14 protein-coding genes are annotated in these 17,208 nt (G+C 39.5%); 9 read left to right on the plus strand and 5 right to left on the minus strand.

The genetic code is table 11. The annotated features are described in order from the left end of the window. The 6 genes from A9Y75_RS21210 (at window position 1) to A9Y75_RS21235 (ending at window position 5,468) form a co-directional block, all read left to right on the plus strand. Entirely contained in the window at window positions 1-1,200 is a 1,200-nt protein-coding gene (locus tag A9Y75_RS21210) for a sensor histidine kinase (RefSeq protein WP_071191647.1), read from the plus strand. A gap of 5 nt (window positions 1,201-1,205) precedes the next feature. After that, window positions 1,206-1,868 carry a response regulator transcription factor gene (locus tag A9Y75_RS21215; protein ID WP_071191527.1) on the plus strand — a complete coding sequence of 221 codons (663 nt, stop codon included), beginning with the start codon at window positions 1,206-1,208 and terminating at the stop codon, window positions 1,866-1,868. 577 nt (window positions 1,869-2,445) lie between these two features. Further along, window positions 2,446-2,817 carry a roadblock/LC7 domain-containing protein gene (locus tag A9Y75_RS21220; protein ID WP_071191528.1) on the plus strand — a complete coding sequence of 124 codons (372 nt, stop codon included), beginning with the start codon at window positions 2,446-2,448 and terminating at the stop codon, window positions 2,815-2,817. 229 nt (window positions 2,818-3,046) lie between these two features. Next, window positions 3,047-3,586 (plus strand): ATP/GTP-binding protein, encoded by a 540-nt coding sequence (locus A9Y75_RS21225; protein WP_071191529.1) that lies wholly within the window; start codon window positions 3,047-3,049, stop codon window positions 3,584-3,586. A 130-nt stretch (window positions 3,587-3,716) separates the two neighbouring features. Then, window positions 3,717-4,625, plus strand: a complete 909-nt coding sequence (locus A9Y75_RS21230; protein ID WP_071191530.1) for a DUF4388 domain-containing protein — start codon at window positions 3,717-3,719, stop codon at window positions 4,623-4,625. A 288-nt stretch (window positions 4,626-4,913) separates the two neighbouring features. After that, window positions 4,914-5,468 carry a protoglobin domain-containing protein gene (locus A9Y75_RS21235; protein ID WP_071191531.1) on the plus strand — a complete coding sequence of 185 codons (555 nt, stop codon included), beginning with the start codon at window positions 4,914-4,916 and terminating at the stop codon, window positions 5,466-5,468. Window positions 5,469-5,573: 105 nt separating this feature from the next. Here A9Y75_RS21235 and A9Y75_RS21240 read toward each other — a convergent pair whose 3' ends face one another. Next, window positions 5,574-5,999, minus strand: a complete 426-nt coding sequence (locus A9Y75_RS21240) for a nucleoside deaminase (protein WP_071191532.1) — start codon at window positions 5,997-5,999, stop codon at window positions 5,574-5,576. A gap of 92 nt (window positions 6,000-6,091) precedes the next feature. Between A9Y75_RS21240 and A9Y75_RS21245 the strand changes: the two genes are divergently transcribed. Then, a complete protein-coding gene (locus A9Y75_RS21245) occupies window positions 6,092-6,892 on the plus strand; it encodes an ion transporter (protein WP_071191533.1) in 801 nt (266 codons plus the stop codon). A 281-nt stretch (window positions 6,893-7,173) separates the two neighbouring features. On the opposite strand, the gene tkt is transcribed toward A9Y75_RS21245, so the two are convergent. The 3 genes from tkt to acpP all read right to left on the minus strand — a co-directional run bounded on the left by tkt (window position 7,174) and on the right by acpP (window position 11,297). Beyond that, the gene (gene tkt / locus A9Y75_RS21250) at window positions 7,174-9,186 is read right to left on the minus strand and encodes a transketolase (protein ID WP_071191534.1); all 2,013 of its coding nucleotides are present in this window, start codon (window positions 9,184-9,186) and stop codon (window positions 7,174-7,176) included. Window positions 9,187-9,531: 345 nt separating this feature from the next. Continuing rightward, window positions 9,532-10,782, minus strand: coding sequence for a beta-ketoacyl-ACP synthase II (gene fabF / locus A9Y75_RS21255; RefSeq protein ID WP_071191535.1), 1,251 nt, complete (start codon window positions 10,780-10,782; stop codon window positions 9,532-9,534). A 263-nt stretch (window positions 10,783-11,045) separates the two neighbouring features. Further along, the gene (gene acpP, locus A9Y75_RS21260) at window positions 11,046-11,297 is read right to left on the minus strand and encodes an acyl carrier protein (RefSeq protein WP_071191536.1); all 252 of its coding nucleotides are present in this window, start codon (window positions 11,295-11,297) and stop codon (window positions 11,046-11,048) included. Between the two features lie 512 nt (window positions 11,298-11,809). Between acpP and A9Y75_RS21265 the strand changes: the two genes are divergently transcribed. After that, entirely contained in the window at window positions 11,810-12,715 is a 906-nt protein-coding gene (locus A9Y75_RS21265) for a CoB--CoM heterodisulfide reductase iron-sulfur subunit B family protein (protein WP_071191537.1), read from the plus strand. A 58-nt stretch (window positions 12,716-12,773) separates the two neighbouring features. Continuing rightward, a complete protein-coding gene (locus A9Y75_RS21270; RefSeq protein WP_236721490.1) occupies window positions 12,774-16,082 on the plus strand; it encodes an N-6 DNA methylase in 3,309 nt (1,102 codons plus the stop codon). Between the two features lie 58 nt (window positions 16,083-16,140). Here A9Y75_RS21270 and lpxD read toward each other — a convergent pair whose 3' ends face one another. Then, window positions 16,141-17,187, minus strand: a complete 1,047-nt coding sequence (gene lpxD, locus A9Y75_RS21275) for a UDP-3-O-(3-hydroxymyristoyl)glucosamine N-acyltransferase (protein ID WP_071191538.1) — start codon at window positions 17,185-17,187, stop codon at window positions 16,141-16,143. Window positions 17,188-17,208: the final 21 nt, after the last annotated feature.

Genomic DNA, 17,208 nt, shown 5'->3' on the forward strand with positions numbered 1-17,208 from the left:
ATGTCTCCCCCAATTCAGGTTAATAATCATCCCTTTCGCTTTTTGCTTTATTTAGAGTGGGCATTACTGGGGCTTTCGGTATTAATGGTCATGATTCCATCCCCATCGCCTCGATTTTCTGTGCAGTTCCCAGAATTAACTATTTGTAGCTTGGCTATTTTTGGTTTGATGGGCTTAAGATTACCGACGAATAATAATCTGTCTAAAGTAATATATACAGCTAGTGAAGTTGTCCTCATTTTAATAATTGGCTTTTTCGGTGGTAAAACTACTAGGCTTTTTCCCTTCCTTTATCTTATTTTAGTAACTCGCAGTTGTTTGATTTTTCCGTTACCTGGACGTTTGACTGTAACTTTTTCATCATTTATCTTATTTTTGATCACACTTAATAATCGCTCAACGCCTTTTCGATTATCTCCATTAGCTCAAGAACGGTTTCGGTTTTTCAGTTTTAGTTTAACAATTTTATTCGGGTTAAGTTTAGTATTTGTCTTGCTGTTAATGAATGCAGTCTTATCTGAACGCCAAAGTCGAGAAAAACTAGCTATTGCTAATGAAAAACTGCGTCAATATGCTCTGAGAATTGAAAATCAAGCTACCCTAGAAGAACGTAATCGCATCGCTAGGGAAATTCATGATTCTTTGGGACATTCTCTAACTGCGTTAAACCTACAATTAGAAACTGCTTTAAAGCTGGCAAAATCTGATATACCTAGAGCTTTGACTTTCTTAGCAACAGCTAAAGAATTAGGTTCAAAAGCATTGCAAGATGTACGTCACTCGGTTTCTAAAATGCGTTCACATTCTTTGCAAGAGCAATCTTTAGAACAGGCAATTGGTATTCTGGCAGAAGATTTTCATCGCTCAAATAATGTTTTACTAAACTGCAAAATATCTCTAAAATCTCCCTTGCCCAGTGAAATAATTACTCCCATTTATCGCATCATCCAAGAATCATTGACAAATATTACTAAATATGCAAATGCATCGGTAGTTAAATTAGAATTAATTACAACAACAGCAGCTTTAAAACTAATAGTTGAAGATAATGGTAGAGGTTTTGATGTACAACAAAATACTACTGGCTTTGGTTTACAAAGTATGCGCGATCGCACTTTATCACTCGGAGGAGAATTTACAATTAACAGCGCTCATGGTTCAGGTTGTCAAATAATAGTTGATATTCCCTTATCTCGGTGAAAATAATGATTAAAGTCTTACTTGTAGATGACCAAAGTTTAATTCGTCAAGGTTTAAGAGCATTATTAGAATTAGAAGCAGATTTAGAAATAGTTGGAGAAGCAGAAAATGGTGAAAATGCCATTAATTTGGTTGAACAATTACAGCCAGATGTAGTTTTAATGGATATCAGAATGCCGATCATTGATGGAGTTGCAGCTACAAAAGAAATTCAAAAACGCTTTCCCAATACCAAAGTTTTAGTATTGACAACTTTTGATGATGATGAATATGTAAAAGCAGTTTTACAGAATGGGGCAATGGGTTATTTACTCAAAGATACACCTTCAGAAGAGTTAGCTGTTGCCATTCGCGCTGTTGATAAAGGCTATTCTCAACTAGATCCAGAAATAGTTAAAAAACTGTTGACTCAATTTCCTGCCAGTTTATCTAAGCCGACAACATCTGTACCACCGAGTTTAGCTGAACTGACACCCAGAGAGAAAGAGGTTTTGCGGTTAATTGCTACAGGTGCTAGTAATCGAGAAATCGCCCATGAACTCTACATATCTGAGGGAACAGTCAAAAATCATGTCACCAATATTTTAAACCGGTTAAATTTGCGCGATCGCACTCAAGCCGCTATTCTTGCCAATACATTCTCATCTTATTTGGAACAAGATACTTGATTTAGGTATTACCAAAACATTGCTAAGTGCTAAGTAACGAGTGTTGAGTTAAAAAAACAATTGCACTCAGCACTCCTGCCAGGTATTCTTCAGAATTACTACTATTTATTATTTCAGTTCATATCTATACCAGCTTTTCAAGTATCCAGCATTTTTATTGACAAAAATTAATACATAATGCTCAAGGGCAGACTAGAATCTGCAATCACTAGGCTTTCAGCTTAAATCTCACATTCTCTACCCTGTATGAGTCTCAAAGCCTGAGCTAAAAATACTCATCTGTTATATTTGCTTAACTTATACCTGTCATAACAACAACTAAATTCAGTATATTCTCGGTATGATCCTAACCTTTCTTTCAGCATAATGGAGTCAATAGAGAACTGAGCAAGGCGCATCCTTTTACACAGTCAAGCTCTAGCGAAAATAAAAGGTGGAGGTATAAACAAAGCCAAGTTAATTTTTTTCTTACCCGTTTAAAAACTTAATTAGAGATACAGATCAATAATTTATTGAATTAGGAATTGATAAAAATTCCCTGCTCACTCTCAAATTCAACACAACGGAGAACAATCATATGGCTATTAATACAGAAAAACTGAGCATGATTTTACAACACTTTGTAACTGCTACTACTGACGTTCAAGGAGCAGCACTTGTGACTCCCGATGGTCTACCTTTGAGCGCAAGTCTACCAGGTGGGATGGATGAAGAACGTGTATCAGCAATGTCAGCATCTATGCTATCCCTAGGTGAACGGATTGGGATAGAGTTAGCCAGAGGAACTGTAGACCGCATCTTTGTAGAAGGTAACAAAGGCTTTGGTATTTTGACAGGTTGTGGTGAAGATGCAGTATTGCTTGTATTGGCTAGTGAAACTGCAAAACAAGGATTACTAATGCTAGAAATCAAGCGTGTTCTTGCAGAATTAAAACTAGTTTTGATCTAAATACTCCCCTCAGCAACTGAACACCAGTTCCTTGGTAGGCAAAATACTGAATAAACTATCGATTTCCAATTCCTTAAAAATTCACTTAGTATTGACTTTGAATTTTGAATTCACAACGGTACTAGATAAATTTTTACCCATTACTAAACAACTTTCAAAACCCTTTAGGAGTTTGTTTAAGCTAGTGAGTCATCAATCATTAATTTGTTTATTTATGGAGTAAATAAACATGGAGATTATGTGCTTAATTGTCACGGGAACAGTAGGAGCAGGTAAATCTACTTTTATCCGTTCTGTCAGTGAAATTGAGGTTGTAGATACAGATACCCGTGCAACTGATGAAACAGCATTGCTGAAACAAAGAACCACCGTGGCCTTTGACTTTGGTCGGCTGCAATTTGGCCCTGATATGGCTTTGCACCTTTATGGAACACCTGGTCAATCTCGGTTTGATTTCATGTGGGATATTTTGATTCGCAAAGCTCACGCTTATATTTTATTGATAGCAGCACATCGACCTAAAGAATTTCGTCATGCGCGTAAAATTCTCAAATTTATGCAAGAACGCGCCCAGATTCCCATGATTATTGGTCTAACACATACCGATTGTCCGGGAGCTTGGTCTGAAGAAGATGTATATCTTGCCATTGGATACGTTAATGAAGCCGAAAGACCTCCTATGATTAGAGTCAATCCTAACGAAGGAGAGTCTGTAGCAGAGGCAGTCATTGCCTTAGTACAGTACTTAATGGAAAGTTGTGCAGTGTAATATATCTCATCAATTCTGATGATTTTAGAAATATTTCTGCAATTAAATCAGAATTTTTAGAGATGAAATTTTGGAATATTTTTATTCTGATTTGTTCAATATTTAGATCCTTTTACGAAGGAGGTAAATTATGACTATTACTGGTAACTTTGCAGATTTCTCTTTGCCAGAACTACTTCAGTTTTTAGACCAGGGTAAAAAAACAGGACTACTTTATATTGAATTTTTACCTGAAGGAGATGAAAATAGGAAAAAACAAGTTTATTATATGTGGCTGCATCAAGGTCGTGTAGTCAGCGCAGCAGATCGGTTAGACCAACAAGGCTTAACATTAATGATTGCCCAAAGGGCATGGATAAGTGAGCGCGTCATCTCTAGAGTCACTCAAATTTCCTCTTGTTTCATCAACTCACCACTGGGTTTGTGTCTCAAATCTCAAGGACTACTACAACCAGAACAACTAAAATTGCTATTTAATAGCCAAGTTTTGCGTCCAGTATGTTCTTTATTCCAAGTCAAGGATGCTCTGTTTCGATTTGAAGCGACATCTTCATTACCTTTGGGGGAAATGACTGGTCTAAGTATGTCTGCTACTGAGGTAATATTAATTGGACTCCGTGCGCTGCGAGATTGGACTGCTTTAGAAGAAAAGCTCCCAGATCCAACTTCCGGTTTGTCAGGGTTTATGGTAAAACAGCCCAAAATGCAGTTAAATGCTCAAGAATGGCACGTGTGGGAATTTGTCAACGGACAGGTTTCGCTACAATACATCGCCAATCAACTGACAATACCCATTGCGACTGTGCAGCAAATTGCTTTCCGACTGATCATAGTTGGTTTAGCAGAAGAGTATTTTATGGTTGCTGCTACACCCACATTCACTGTAGAAGAGCCTATTTCTACTCCCGCAGTCACTTTTCCAGAACCAGTGAAGGAACTTGTAGCTGCAACTAAACCTCTAGAAAAGTCAGTAGAAAAGCCATCTGTCAGTCAATCATTCCTCAAAAATTTAGTTGGGTTTTTACGCAATAAAACATGATACAGCAGGAGTCAGGAGTCAGAAGTAAAACTGGCGAATGTGTATAGGTTTCAATCTAGATTCTGTACCTCATTAATCTGCAATCTGCTGTAATTCAAAAGGCAATTTTGGTGACTTATATTAGGCATCAATTAATAATAAAAGGTGCATATTTTTGCAACTCTGTTAAAAGCGCGTAATCTTAAATTATACTCTTTTACAGACCATATCAAAGACTTAATTCAACAAAAACTAAACAGTAATAACTGATAGTTTATTCAACCACATCTATTTTTTTAAGGGTTAATTATGGCTATTGAACCTACCGCTTTTATGGCAACAATGGAAAGAAGAATTGGTTTAACTCCCGAAGATAAAACTATTCTTAAATCCCACGCTGACTGGGGACTAGCAAATGCTTCAACAATGGCTGATCACTTCTATGCTTATCTAGGACGTGATGAAGAAATGAATGCCATTTTAAATAAAACTGAGGGCCGAATTCACCGCCTACATGAAACGTTTATTCAATGGTTTCATCAAATGTTTACAGGCATGGATGATTGGGGTAAAGGCTATGCTGATTGTCGTTGGCATATTGGGCTTGTTCATGTGAAGATTGGAATTGCCCCTCAGCACGTAGTTCCAGCTATGGCCATTGTCGTCCATGAAGTTGGTAAACAGCTCAAACTTGATGGCAAGCCAGAGGAATTGCAATATGCATTAGGTAGAATTTGTATGATTGATTTAGCTTTTATTGAGCAGGCTTATGTAGAAGTTTCCTCATCTGCTGTACTAAGAGAAACTGGTTGGTCAGAAGCTTTATTCAAACGTCTCATTGCCACTGGTGCATCTAGTATGTAAGCCAAAGCATTCAAGATTCATCACGTCTTTCTGCTTATTTTCCTGAAGAATTGTGGCATTTAGCAAGATATACACAAGCCCTGAATATATTTTCAGGGCTTTATTTTATGCAAATAATTCTAGACATTCATTTTTTAAAATGCCTTTTGTTACTTTTATGTTTCTAAATGATTTAGCGATAACTTCTTCACAAGATATATTAATCTGGGCTTGATTAATCGAAATTAAATCTTGAATGGAAGCACCATAAATAATTTCTGATATTCCAAACCATACACAAGCAGTAGCACACATGGGGCAAGGTTCACCAGTGGTATATATAGAATAACCTTCTAAAGAAGGGTTTTTTAGTTTAGTTGTTAAATTCCGAATGACATTGACTTCCGCATGGGCAGATGGATCACTGTCTCTAGTTACGGTATTATACGCTGCTGCAACTACTTCATTATCTTTAACTATCACCGCACCATAAAGGGCATCTCCTTTTTTTGCTGCTTCTAGCGCTAGACGCATAAAATATTCTTGGTTCATCTTCGCAAGAGAGTTTAATAGCATAATCTTCTATAATAGCGGCATTTTTGCTGTTAGTGCTGTGAAGTAGTTCATTTATTTTGTTTATATATATGTTACCAAATCGAGAAAAAATCGAATTTTACTTAACAGACCTAGAAACACCAATTGGTAAAGCAATTAATTTAACAATTGCGACTCTAGTTTTATTATCATCAGTAATTTTTGTGGCAGAAACTTATAATATCTCTGATGATGCTCACTTAGAGCTAAAAACATTAGACACTTGCATATTAATAATTTTCGCTGTTGAATATTTACTGCGTTTATGGAGTGCAGAAAACAAAATCAAGTATCTTGTTAGTTTTTATTCAATTATTGACTTAATGGCAATTTTACCATCTTTTGTTGGTTTAGTAGATGTTAGCTTTATCCGCCTATTGCGCTGGTTCAGGATTTTGCGATTAATCAGATTTATAGATACAAAATTTTTGTTTGGGAGTATCAGTAGCGAAGATGGGGTAATTTTTGCGCGGATATTATTTACTTTATTTGCAATTGTTTTTATTTATTCTGGCTTAATTTATCAAGTTGAGCATCCAGTTAACCCACAAAATTTTGGCACTTTTTTAGATGCCTTTTATTTTTCAGTTGTGACGATGACAACTGTCGGCTTTGGTGATGTCATACCAGTTTCTGAATTAGGTCGCTTACTCACAGTTTTGATGATTCTAACAGGAGTAGCGCTGATTCCTTGGCAAGTGGGAGATTTAATTAAGCGATTAGTAAAGACTGCGAATCAGGTAGAAACAATTTGTTCAGGTTGCAGTTTAGCTTTTCATGATGCAGATGCAGTATTTTGTAAAAGGTGCGGAACTCAATTACCAAAAGATGACCAAAATAATGTTATGTAAAGACTCAGAATCTAGAAAAATTCAGAGGGAACTCTTAACGGGCAGCAGGGAATAGAAAAAACTCATGTTTTTAAACATGAGATTGAAATAATGACCTTTTTTTAATTTTTAATTAGAGCGTTCGCGCAGCGTCTCGTAGAGAAGCGACTTGACTGAGCTTTAAACTCAGAACTAAAGTTTCTTATCTGTTCCCTGTTCCCTGTTCCCTCTTCCCTTTTTTTGTAAAAAAAAGGTGAGCCATTTAGCCCACCCCACAAATTAAGAAAAACAAACTGTTGCTATTAACCTAACAATGCTTTGGCTTTAGCTAACACATTATCAACAGTGAAGCCAAACTTCTCCAAACAAGTATTACCAGGAGCGGAAGCACCAAAAGTATCAATACTTACAGTGTCGCCTTCGCTACCGATATATTTATGCCAACCGAAGCTACTAGCAGCTTCTACAGATAGACGCTTGGTAACAGCTTTTGGCAGAATAGATTCTCTATAAGCTGCATCTTGTGTATCAAACAAGGTAGAAGAAGGCATAGAAACAACACGAACTTTCTTACCTTCAGCAGTCAATTTTTCCGCTGCACTGACACAGAGGCTTAATTCTGAACCTGTACCAATGAGGATGATATCGGGTGTACCTTGAGAATCAACAATTGTGTATCCACCCTTAGCGACACCTGCAATCGATGTACCTGCCAAGTTGGGGACGTTTTGACGAGTGAACGCCAATAAAGTAGAAGCTTGTGCTTTAGACTTCTCAATTGCTACTTTGTAACCACCAGAGGTTTCGTTTCCGTCTGCGGGGCGAATTACAGTTAAGTCAGGAATCGCTCGTAGAGAAGCGAGGGTTTCAATCGGTTGGTGTGTAGGACCATCTTCACCTTGGCCAATGGAGTCGTGAGTCATTACCCAAATTGAGCCAGCTTCAGATAGAGCAGCCAAGCGAATAGCAGCACGCATATAATCTGTGAAGATTAGGAATGTGGCACCGTAGGGTATTAAGCCCGAACCATGTAGGGCTATACCGTTACAGATCGCACCCATTGCGTGTTCCCGCACACCAAAGTGGATGTTACGGTTTTGGAATTGTCCTTTTTGGAAGTCACCGGCACCTTTAAGTTCAGTGAGGTTGGAGTGGGTTAAGTCAGCAGAACCACCAATTAATTCCGGTAAAACAGCCCCTAGTTTGTTGAGGCAGGTTTCTGAATGTTTGCGGGTAGGTAATGCTTTGTCTTCGGCTGTGTAGGTAGGTAATACTTGATCCCAACCATCAGGTAATTCGCCACTTACGAAACGTTCAAATTCAGCCGCTTCTTGGGGGTATTTAGCTTGGTAGTCAGCATAAGTCTTTTTCCACTCAGATTCGTAACCGGCACCACGTTCAACAGCCTTGCGGGTATGATTGAGGGCATCTTCAGGAACTACAAAAGCATCGTATTCCCAACCTAAATTTTTGCGGGTAGCTGTTGTTTCATCAGCACCCAATGCAGCACCGTGAATACCAGCGGTATTAGCTTTGTTGGGAGAACCATAACCGATGGTGGTTGTCACCTTAATCATGGTGGGTTTGTCGGTGACGGCTTTTGCTGCTGCGATCGCTTTGGCAATTCCTTCTAAATCGGTGTTACCATCTTTAACGTGCAGAACGTGCCAGCCGTAAGCTTCAAAACGCTTGGAAACATCTTCGGTAAATGCTACATCTGTAGAACCATCAATGGAGATGTGATTGTCGTCATAGAGAGCGATGAGTTTACCTAATCCCCAGTGTCCTGCTATGGAAGCAGCTTCACCAGAAATTCCTTCCATGTTGCAACCATCACCAAGAATTACATAAGTGTAGTGGTCAACAATTGTGGCATCGGGTTTGTTGAACTTAGCAGCCAGATGTGCTTCTGCTACGGCTAAACCAACTGCATTGGCAATTCCCTGACCCAATGGGCCTGTTGTGACTTCTACACCAGCTGTGACGAAATTTTCAGGGTGGCCTGGGGTCTTAGCCCCCCATTGACGAAATTGCTTGATGTCGTCTATGGTGACGCTATCGTAACCTGTCAGGTACAGTAAAGCATACTGCAACATAGAGCCGTGACCGGCAGACAAGACAAAGCGATCGCGGTTGAACCATTTGGGGTTTTTGGGGTTATACCGCATAAAGGAGTCCCAAAGGACAAAAGCCATTGGAGCCGCGCCCATTGGCAGTCCAGGGTGTCCCGATTTAGATTTTTCTATGGCATCAACAGCCAAAAAGCGAATTGAGTTAATACAAAGTTCTTGGAGGGATTGGGTTGCAACAGCCATAATCTCTTGTTTTTAACGATGGGTTAACATTGTTTGTAGCTTTCTCTTGCTGGGGTCATTTTCAAGTGATCCCACTATCCTCATCATCCCATTCTCCCTTGTCGATGGACAAGCGGGATCTTCTGAGTTTCTAGTGATGAATAAAGCTAATAATTTGGTCAGGCCAAACCCTTAGTGGCGATGGGAATGATATTTGAGATACTTTCCGCTCGTTTATTTCAGGAGAGCCGACCAAGCGCAAAATTACTTAAGTAACCAAGTTGGAATAAATAGTATTTTTGGAGATTCTAAAAACAGGCTATGAGTGAAGACTGTTAATTGCAAATCCAAAATCCAAAATCCAAATTAGAGGTATTTCTTAAAAGCCAGGGTGACATTATGACCACCAAATCCAAAAGAATTGGATAGTGCTACCGCTACTGTTTGAGCGCGGCTAACGTGAGGTACATAATCTAAGTCACACCCTTCGTCAGGATTTTCCAGATTGATGGTGGGGGGAATTTGGTCATTAGCGATCGCTAGGACTGTAGCCACTGCTTCAATTCCGCCTGAACCACCTAACAGATGACCTGTCATTGACTTGGTGGAACTGATTGGTACCTGATAGGCATAATCGCCCAAAGCCTTTTTAATTGCTGCTGTTTCCGTGACATCATTAGCTGAGGTGCTAGTCCCATGAGCATTGATGTAGCTTATCATTTCTGGTGTGAGTTCTGCGTCCTTGAGTGCCAGTTCCATCGCTCTAGCAGCACCTAAGCCTCCAGGTACTGGGGCGGTCATATGGTAAGCGTCACAGGTCATACCATAGCCTACCATTTCTGCATAAATACGAGCGCCCCGACTCAACGCCTGTTCTAGTTCTTCGAGAATTAAAATTCCTGAACCTTCACCCATGACAAAGCCGTCACGATCGCGATCAAAAGGACGACTAGCATGGGCCGGATCATCGTTCCGAGTCGAAAGCGCTCTGGCTGCGGCAAACCCAGCCACAGACAAGGGTGTAATTGCTGCCTCACATCCCCCGCAAATCATTGCTTGGGCATATCCCCCTTGAATCAGGCGAAAAGCATCCCCAATGGCGTTGGAACCAGCAGCACAGGCTGTTACAGAACAAGAATTTGGACCTTTAGCACCAGTATGAATTGCCGTTAACCCGGCTGCCATGTTGGCGATCATCATCGGGATCATAAACGGACTACAGCGATCAGGCCCACGATTTAGGTAGATAGTTTGTTGATCTTCCAACACTTTAATCCCACCAATGCCTGAGCCAATCATGACACCTATATGTTCTGCGTTCAGGTCATTGATAACTAATTGCGCGTCTCCTACAGCCTGAATAGCCGCCGCGATCGCAAATTGGGCAAACCGATCCGTCCGCTTGGCTTCTTTGCGCTCCATGTAGTCATGTGGATCGAAGTTTTTCACTTCACCCGCAATGCGGCAATCATGATTAGACGCATCAAAAGCAGTGATGTAGTCAATGCCATTGCGTCCACTTAACAATCCTTTCCAATATTCAGATGGTGTGTTACCAATAGGTGTAATCGCGCCAACACCAGTTACAACAACGCGTTTACGTTTATAGTCTGTCATGATTCAGTTAAAGGTGGCGAAAAAGCAGCAGGCAGAACAATCAAGAGTGCTGAGTTATAAATCCTGAGTCAAGAGTTTACTATTGGTTTGATCATTTTTACTCGATTCTTTTCTCAAGAAAAGTCTAGAGTTTATATACTCAGCACTTAGCAATGCCAGTTACTATAAGTTAGCAGCGCCGACGAAAGTTACCTCAAGTCAGGAAACGCACCCACGGTGCTGTCAAAACTCAATATACTGGCTCCTCAAGACTCAGTACTGTTTTAGGCTGAGGCAGCAACGTTACTGTTAATGTAATCCACTACCTCTTTTACCGTTAAAATCTTTTCAGCGGCTTCGTCAGGAATTTCGATATCAAATTCTTCTTCCAAAGCCATCACTAATTCCACGATATCTAGGGAATCTGCTCCTAAATCGTTGACGAAACTAGCGTTAGGTACGACTTGCTCCGGTTGAACATCTAGCTGTTCTACGACGATTTTCTTTACCTGATCAAAAATATGTGCTTGGCTCATAGATATAAAGTCCTTAACCAGTTGCTATGATTTGCTCTTTATGGGAAATGTTTTTTTTGAGCATATACATCTTATCGGAAAGCGTGATCTTCCGTATACCGCTGAGGGTTTTTCATCAAAAAAAATCTTAGCCGCTGTTCCTCAACAGTTTTGGGTACTTGCAATCCCCGGCTCAACCGAAACAACTAGTACCGCTGCGCGGAATTAAAAATTAAAAATTAAAATTTAAAAATTAAAAACCCGGAAAATAAGCTTTTCAGGAATTTTTAAGGTTTTGTTGGCTGCTTGCCTTTTTTTTACTATATCTAGCGCCCTCAAGCTTCTGTTTTCTCAGTTATGGTTCCAATTGTTCTTCGCTGTTTCCACAACTTCGCGCCTTGCTAGTACAATACGGCGTAAATAAAGTATCCATTCTCAATCAAGGATATGATGAGGGGGGTTACAGCCGTAGGGCTTTCAGTAATGATTTTTGTAATTATCTAGAGCGATCGCTCTAACCCAAACATAATTTTATGCTATCTCAAACGCTAAAATACGCTTACTATCCCGGTTGTGTTGCTCAAGGTGCTTGTCGGGAATTATATTTATCAACCCAGGCACTCACCCAAAAACTGGGTATTGAACTAATTGAATTAAAAAAAGCTTCCTGCTGCGGTTCGGGTACGTTTAAAGAAGATTCCCAATTGTTGGAAGATACGGTTAATGCCAGAAATATCGCTCTCGCAGAAGAATTAAATTTACCTCTTTTGACTCATTGCAGCACTTGCCAAGGTGTAATTGGTCATGTTGATGAACGTTTGAAAGAATGTCAGTCCAATAACCCAACCTATCTCAATCAAGTTAATGGATTGTTACAAAAAGAAGGCTGTTCACCTTATCGCGGTAGTACAGAAGTTAAACATCTACTTTACGCTTTAGTCACAGATTACGGTTTAGAAGAAATCACCAACCGTGTCACCCGCAAATTAAGTGGGTTAAAATGTGCAGCTTTTTATGGCTGTTATCTCCTCCGCGCTCAAAAATCCATGCCCTATGATGACCCTTTCCAACCAGAAGCGATGGAAAATATGTTTCGGGCAGTAGGCGCAACACCTGTATATTATCGTGGTCGCACTCAATGTTGTGGTTGGCCTTTATCAAGCTACGCCACCACTGACTCTTTTAAAATGGCGGGAATGCATATTCAAGACGCTTTAGAAAATGGTGCTGATTGTATTGTTACCCCTTGTCCTTTGTGTCATCTGAATTTAGATTCTCGTCAACCAGAAGTAGAAAAAGTAATTGAGAAAAAATTAGGTTTACCGATTTTACATTTACCGCAATTAATTGCTTTGGCTTTAGGAGTTAGTCCGAAAGAATTGGGTTTGGAAAGACATATTGTTTCTACAAAACCAGTTTTGGAAAAATTGGGATTTTAGTTTTATATTTACCATTACAAATCGAGTCATAGCCGCAATTTTGCAAAGAGGTAAACTTGTGTCCAGCAATCGTAAATCAAAAAAGCAACAAGATCCCCTAATTAAATGGTTGACATTAAACTGGGACAGACCGGAACGTTCCTATAATCCAGATGTGCGGGATTTTTTAGCTGGGTTGCTGGACTATCCAAAAGAGCGAGTGGTGACAGAGGATAAAGGTGGCGGAGGTGGCTATCCAGACATTAAACTGCTCACTCCTGAAAAAATTGCTTGGGTGGTTGGAGATTTAAAAAAAGATGATGCTGAACTGACTAAAGAAAGTGGACGGAAAAAACTATGGAACCAAAAAAGTAAATATGTTGAGGGTTTAACCCGATACGTTTTATTTCTCACAGCCAAATATCTTTGGATTGTTTTACCTACAGGTGAACCAGTCGAAGGTTTTGAAGTTCCAATTGATTTATCTGCAACTACTTTTGAGCAATTAAAAGAACAGCTTAAATTTATCTCTGCTGAACAAGCAGAACACGGCAATCAATGGGCGACTTTTATTGGTGGAAAGTTGCCCTATATTTATTTAAAGCTGGATACGGAAGCCACACTAAATCAACTGCGACAAGACTTACAAACCAGCTTTGCTGAGTTGAGTATAGCCGGAGAGGAAGCTATTGCTCGATTATTCGGGCAGTACGAAGACTATAAGCGTCGCAAACAAGAGATTGAGCAGAATTTAGCTGGTGCTGGAGAAGCTCAACGTCGAGCATTAATGCGGGTAAATAATCAATTTGAATTTGAAAGACGTTTATTTGAAGACATTTTACCTCAATTTGAAGAACAGTATGGGCGTGAAGTTAATGCCAAAGGTGAGCAAGCTAAAGCGCGAATTCGTGAGGCTTTTGTTGCTGATTCTGTAGCGGTACTCATTGCTCGTGTTTTGTTTCTCAGATTAGTAGAAGATTTACAACTTACTAAAAAAAGACGACTTACGAATGGTGGTCCAAAAGATTGGGCTGACTTTGTAGATCATCTTACAGGAGATGCCCGTGCTTTAGTGAGGCTAATCGCTGAAGATGTAGGACGTTTATATAAAGAACCCTTTGAACGTAATGTTTTTGATTGGCTTTATCAAACTAATGGCATCTTAGATCAGGCGTTGCAACGGCTAATAATGCGGTTTAATGCCTACGATTTTTCAGGATTATCTGAGGAAATCTTGGGAGATATTTATCAAGCCTTTTTACCTACAGCTAAACGGAAACGATTAGGAGAGTTTTATACACCTACTTCAATAGTTGATTGGTTGCTAGACCAAACTATTTTTAGTCATGATGAAGGTAAAATACTTGATCCATCTTGTGGAAGTGGTTCATTTTTAGTACGTTATGTTCATCGTCGTCTAGAAGATATCAAAGTGAGAGGAATTGCTCAAGATGACGTTTTGCAGGAACTACAAACAAATGTTTGGGGATTTGATTTAAACCCTTTTGCTACCTTTATCAGTCACTTTCAATTAATGTGGGCAATATTACGGGTAAAACCTTCTTCTACTCCTCCAAATATTCATGTTTACAATTTGAATAGCTTGCTAAAAGATGCCGATTTAGTACCTTTTCTGGGAGAAGGTTATCTTTCCCCTGGTTCTCAGGAAAGGGATAGTGAGCAGTGGAAGTATATTATTGGTAATCCACCTTATATCCGAGCCGAACGGGTAAAATACAGCGAGGAAATGAGAGGATTATGGCAACAAATTTGGGGACAGAATGCTGATACTGGTTTAGTTTTTCTCTATCGTGCTTTAACTGAATCGCTTCAATCTGGTGGTTTTTTAGGCATGGTTGTAAGTGGTGGTTATGCTAATTCTGAAGCTGCGGCTAAGGTTTGGAAATTACTTTATCCGCGACAAGAAGCTGTATTACGCAAAGTGGTTTGGTTGGAGTTTATAGATAAACCTGTTTGGGATGTGGCACGAGTACCTCTAATTTTGGTGATTGAGCGAACCCCGGCTAAAGAAGATGATGAAATTGAGTTATATGTTCCTTCTAAATGGCCAAGTGATGAACCGCCTGTTAAAATCAAATATGGTGATTTTTTTGATGCTAAAGTTAGCCCTAGAGTGACGGATATTGATCCAAGTAATCCATTAGAAGGCAGATGGGGAGATTATCTTTTACCATTGCTTCATGCTGAAGATATACCCATTTTACGGAAGTTATATCCTAATGGTAATGGTGGTAATATTGTTGAATTGAAGGAAGCTGTTGCACAACAAATTAGTCGTAGTAATCGCCCGTTTTCTTGGACTTATGGGATTCAACGAGGAGGGGTAGAAGTCACTCCAGAAGCGACAGGAGATAAACCTATTCAAGTGATTGCTGGACGTAGTTTAGCTGTAGGTTGGCCTGGAGAATCTGCTGGGTGGGTTGATTTGGAAGCGGTTAAAAATAGACCTAATGGTAAGTTGAGTTTATGGGGTAGTGATGTAATACCGAATAAGTTTATTGCAGTTGCCAAAATTGTTAAGTTACCAACTGCTACGATAGTTGATTGCTCATCTGAAGAAATAAATATAGCTGTATTAGATAGTGTACTTGTTGCTTTAGAAAAACATGACGGAGTAAAACTAGAAGCTATTGCCGGTTACTTAAATAGCAAACTGATTCGTTTTGTTGTTTCAGTGAGACTTCGTTCTACTGTAGTACAAGGATATTATAGTCAATTTCATCCAAGAATTCTAGAATCTTTACCCTGGGTTAAAAACTTAGATCCTAAGATTGAACAACGATTAATAGATAGTTATAATCAACTATCTCAATTCGCAAATATTGCTAAAAATAATCCCGATGAATGGTTGTTATCTCAGATAGAAAATCAGATTGCAGTTAAACGATATAAGTTAATTGATCGCATTTTAAATATCAACTTTATCAACTGGAGTCCTGAAGATGTGCAAGCTGAGGAATTAAGTTTAGATGGTAGCTTCCTGAAAACAGGCTTATTTTTTATTGATTTGTTAAATACCGATTTAGCCGAATTGGTTTATAAACTCATCACGATAAATTCTGATGATGATACTTCTATATCTGGTAGGTTAATTCAAAAATTAGTCATTCCTCAAAACTACCCTGAACTCATGCAAGAATATCGGCAAAGAATTGCTGATTTTCAGCAAGTGGAAGCTGATTTCTTTAATGTATTAGCTGAGATTGACGCAGCAGTTTATGAAATGTTTGGACTTACAGATGAGGAAAAAGCTCATATTGAAAATCGTCTTGCTAGTTTTCCGTTGAATAAGCTTCAACCTCGTTATCCTTGGCAAACCGTTCGACCTAGATCAATTAAAGCTTATACAGAAGATAGATTTACATAATATTTAGAACAGGCATCTTGCCTGTTCCACAACAAAATCATCATGGACAAGATTGAACTTACTTTTTCCCTAATTGACGTTGCAATTGTTTCAAAGATTGATATATATCTGGCAAGCGACTATAAACAGCAGATACTTTGAGATAGAGTTTGTGTGGCATTGCTGGACTACCAGAAACAATCTCCCCCGGTGCGATATCATTATGAATGCCAGCTTGAGCAGATGCGATCGCACCATCTCCAATTTTCACCTGATTAGCTATTCCTACTTGTCCGGCTAAAATTACCCGATTTCCCACCTTCACGCCTCCAGCCATACCTGCTTGACCAGCGATCGCACAACCAGCACCAATTTGACACCCATGTCCTATCTGCACTAAGTTGTCAATTTTGGTATTGCGTCCGACTCTGGTTTCTCCCACTGCGGGACGATCAATAGCAGAGTTACAACCCACTTCTACACCATCTTCTAAGACAGTGTAACCAGATTGTTCCATTTTCAACCAACCCGTGCGGGTGGGAACAAAGCCAAAGCCTTCTGCACCGATGACAGCACCGCTATGAATTACGCAGTCTGCACCGATGATGGTACGTTCGTGGATAGTACAATTAGCGTGTAGAGTTGTGCGATCGCCTATTTTCCCATCTGGATAAATGACGACGTTAGGATGAATAATGGCATGATTGCCAATTTCCACACCTTGGGAAATTACAACATGGGAACCAATATAAACATCATTACCGATTTTAGCTGTGGGATGAATGACTGCGGTAAGGTGAATTTCGGGATTGGGACGATATGGTTGATAAAAAAGAGCGATCGCTTTTGCAAACAATAATCTTGGTTCTGGGGTTGATAACCAAGCAATACCTCTTTCTGTAGCTTGCATCTGCAATTGTTCATTCTGGGGCAAAATTAAAGCACTAGCAGCCGTAGAATTGATTAAAGAGGCAAATTTTGCACCTTCTACATAGCTGAGAGTAGCAGATGTAGCTTCATCTATGGCTGCGACTCCGGTAATTTCTGGATTTTGTTCTCGGTTAGTAATCAGGCTGTGGCCTGTAATCGTGTCGTTTAATTTACTGATAATTTCACTAAATTGCATAATTTAATGTTCAGAATCTGA

The organism is Trichormus sp. NMC-1 (assembly GCF_001858025.1).
Lineage (GTDB): Bacteria > Cyanobacteriota > Cyanobacteriia > Cyanobacteriales > Nostocaceae > Anabaena.

What these genes read in the sequence shown, in the direction of transcription:
- A9Y75_RS21245 (WP_071191533.1), top strand. Translation starts at nt 6,092, where the DNA reads ATGTTACCAAATCGAGAAAAAATCGAATTTTACTTAACAGACCTAGAA.
- A9Y75_RS21235 (WP_071191531.1), top strand. Translation starts at nt 4,914, where the DNA reads ATGGCTATTGAACCTACCGCTTTTATGGCAACAATGGAAAGAAGAATT.
- A9Y75_RS21220 (WP_071191528.1), top strand. Translation starts at nt 2,446, where the DNA reads ATGGCTATTAATACAGAAAAACTGAGCATGATTTTACAACACTTTGTA.
- acpP (WP_071191536.1), bottom strand. Translation starts at nt 11,297, where the DNA reads ATGAGCCAAGCACATATTTTTGATCAGGTAAAGAAAATCGTCGTAGAA.
- fabF (WP_071191535.1), bottom strand. Translation starts at nt 10,782, where the DNA reads ATGACAGACTATAAACGTAAACGCGTTGTTGTAACTGGTGTTGGCGCG.
- A9Y75_RS21210 (WP_071191647.1), top strand. Translation starts at nt 1, where the DNA reads ATGTCTCCCCCAATTCAGGTTAATAATCATCCCTTTCGCTTTTTGCTT.
- A9Y75_RS21230 (WP_071191530.1), top strand. Translation starts at nt 3,717, where the DNA reads ATGACTATTACTGGTAACTTTGCAGATTTCTCTTTGCCAGAACTACTT.
- A9Y75_RS21265 (WP_071191537.1), top strand. Translation starts at nt 11,810, where the DNA reads ATGCTATCTCAAACGCTAAAATACGCTTACTATCCCGGTTGTGTTGCT.
- A9Y75_RS21240 (WP_071191532.1), bottom strand. Translation starts at nt 5,999, where the DNA reads ATGAACCAAGAATATTTTATGCGTCTAGCGCTAGAAGCAGCAAAAAAA.
- A9Y75_RS21225 (WP_071191529.1), top strand. Translation starts at nt 3,047, where the DNA reads ATGGAGATTATGTGCTTAATTGTCACGGGAACAGTAGGAGCAGGTAAA.
- A9Y75_RS21215 (WP_071191527.1), top strand. Translation starts at nt 1,206, where the DNA reads ATGATTAAAGTCTTACTTGTAGATGACCAAAGTTTAATTCGTCAAGGT.
- lpxD (WP_071191538.1), bottom strand. Translation starts at nt 17,187, where the DNA reads ATGCAATTTAGTGAAATTATCAGTAAATTAAACGACACGATTACAGGC.
- tkt (WP_071191534.1), bottom strand. Translation starts at nt 9,186, where the DNA reads ATGGCTGTTGCAACCCAATCCCTCCAAGAACTTTGTATTAACTCAATT.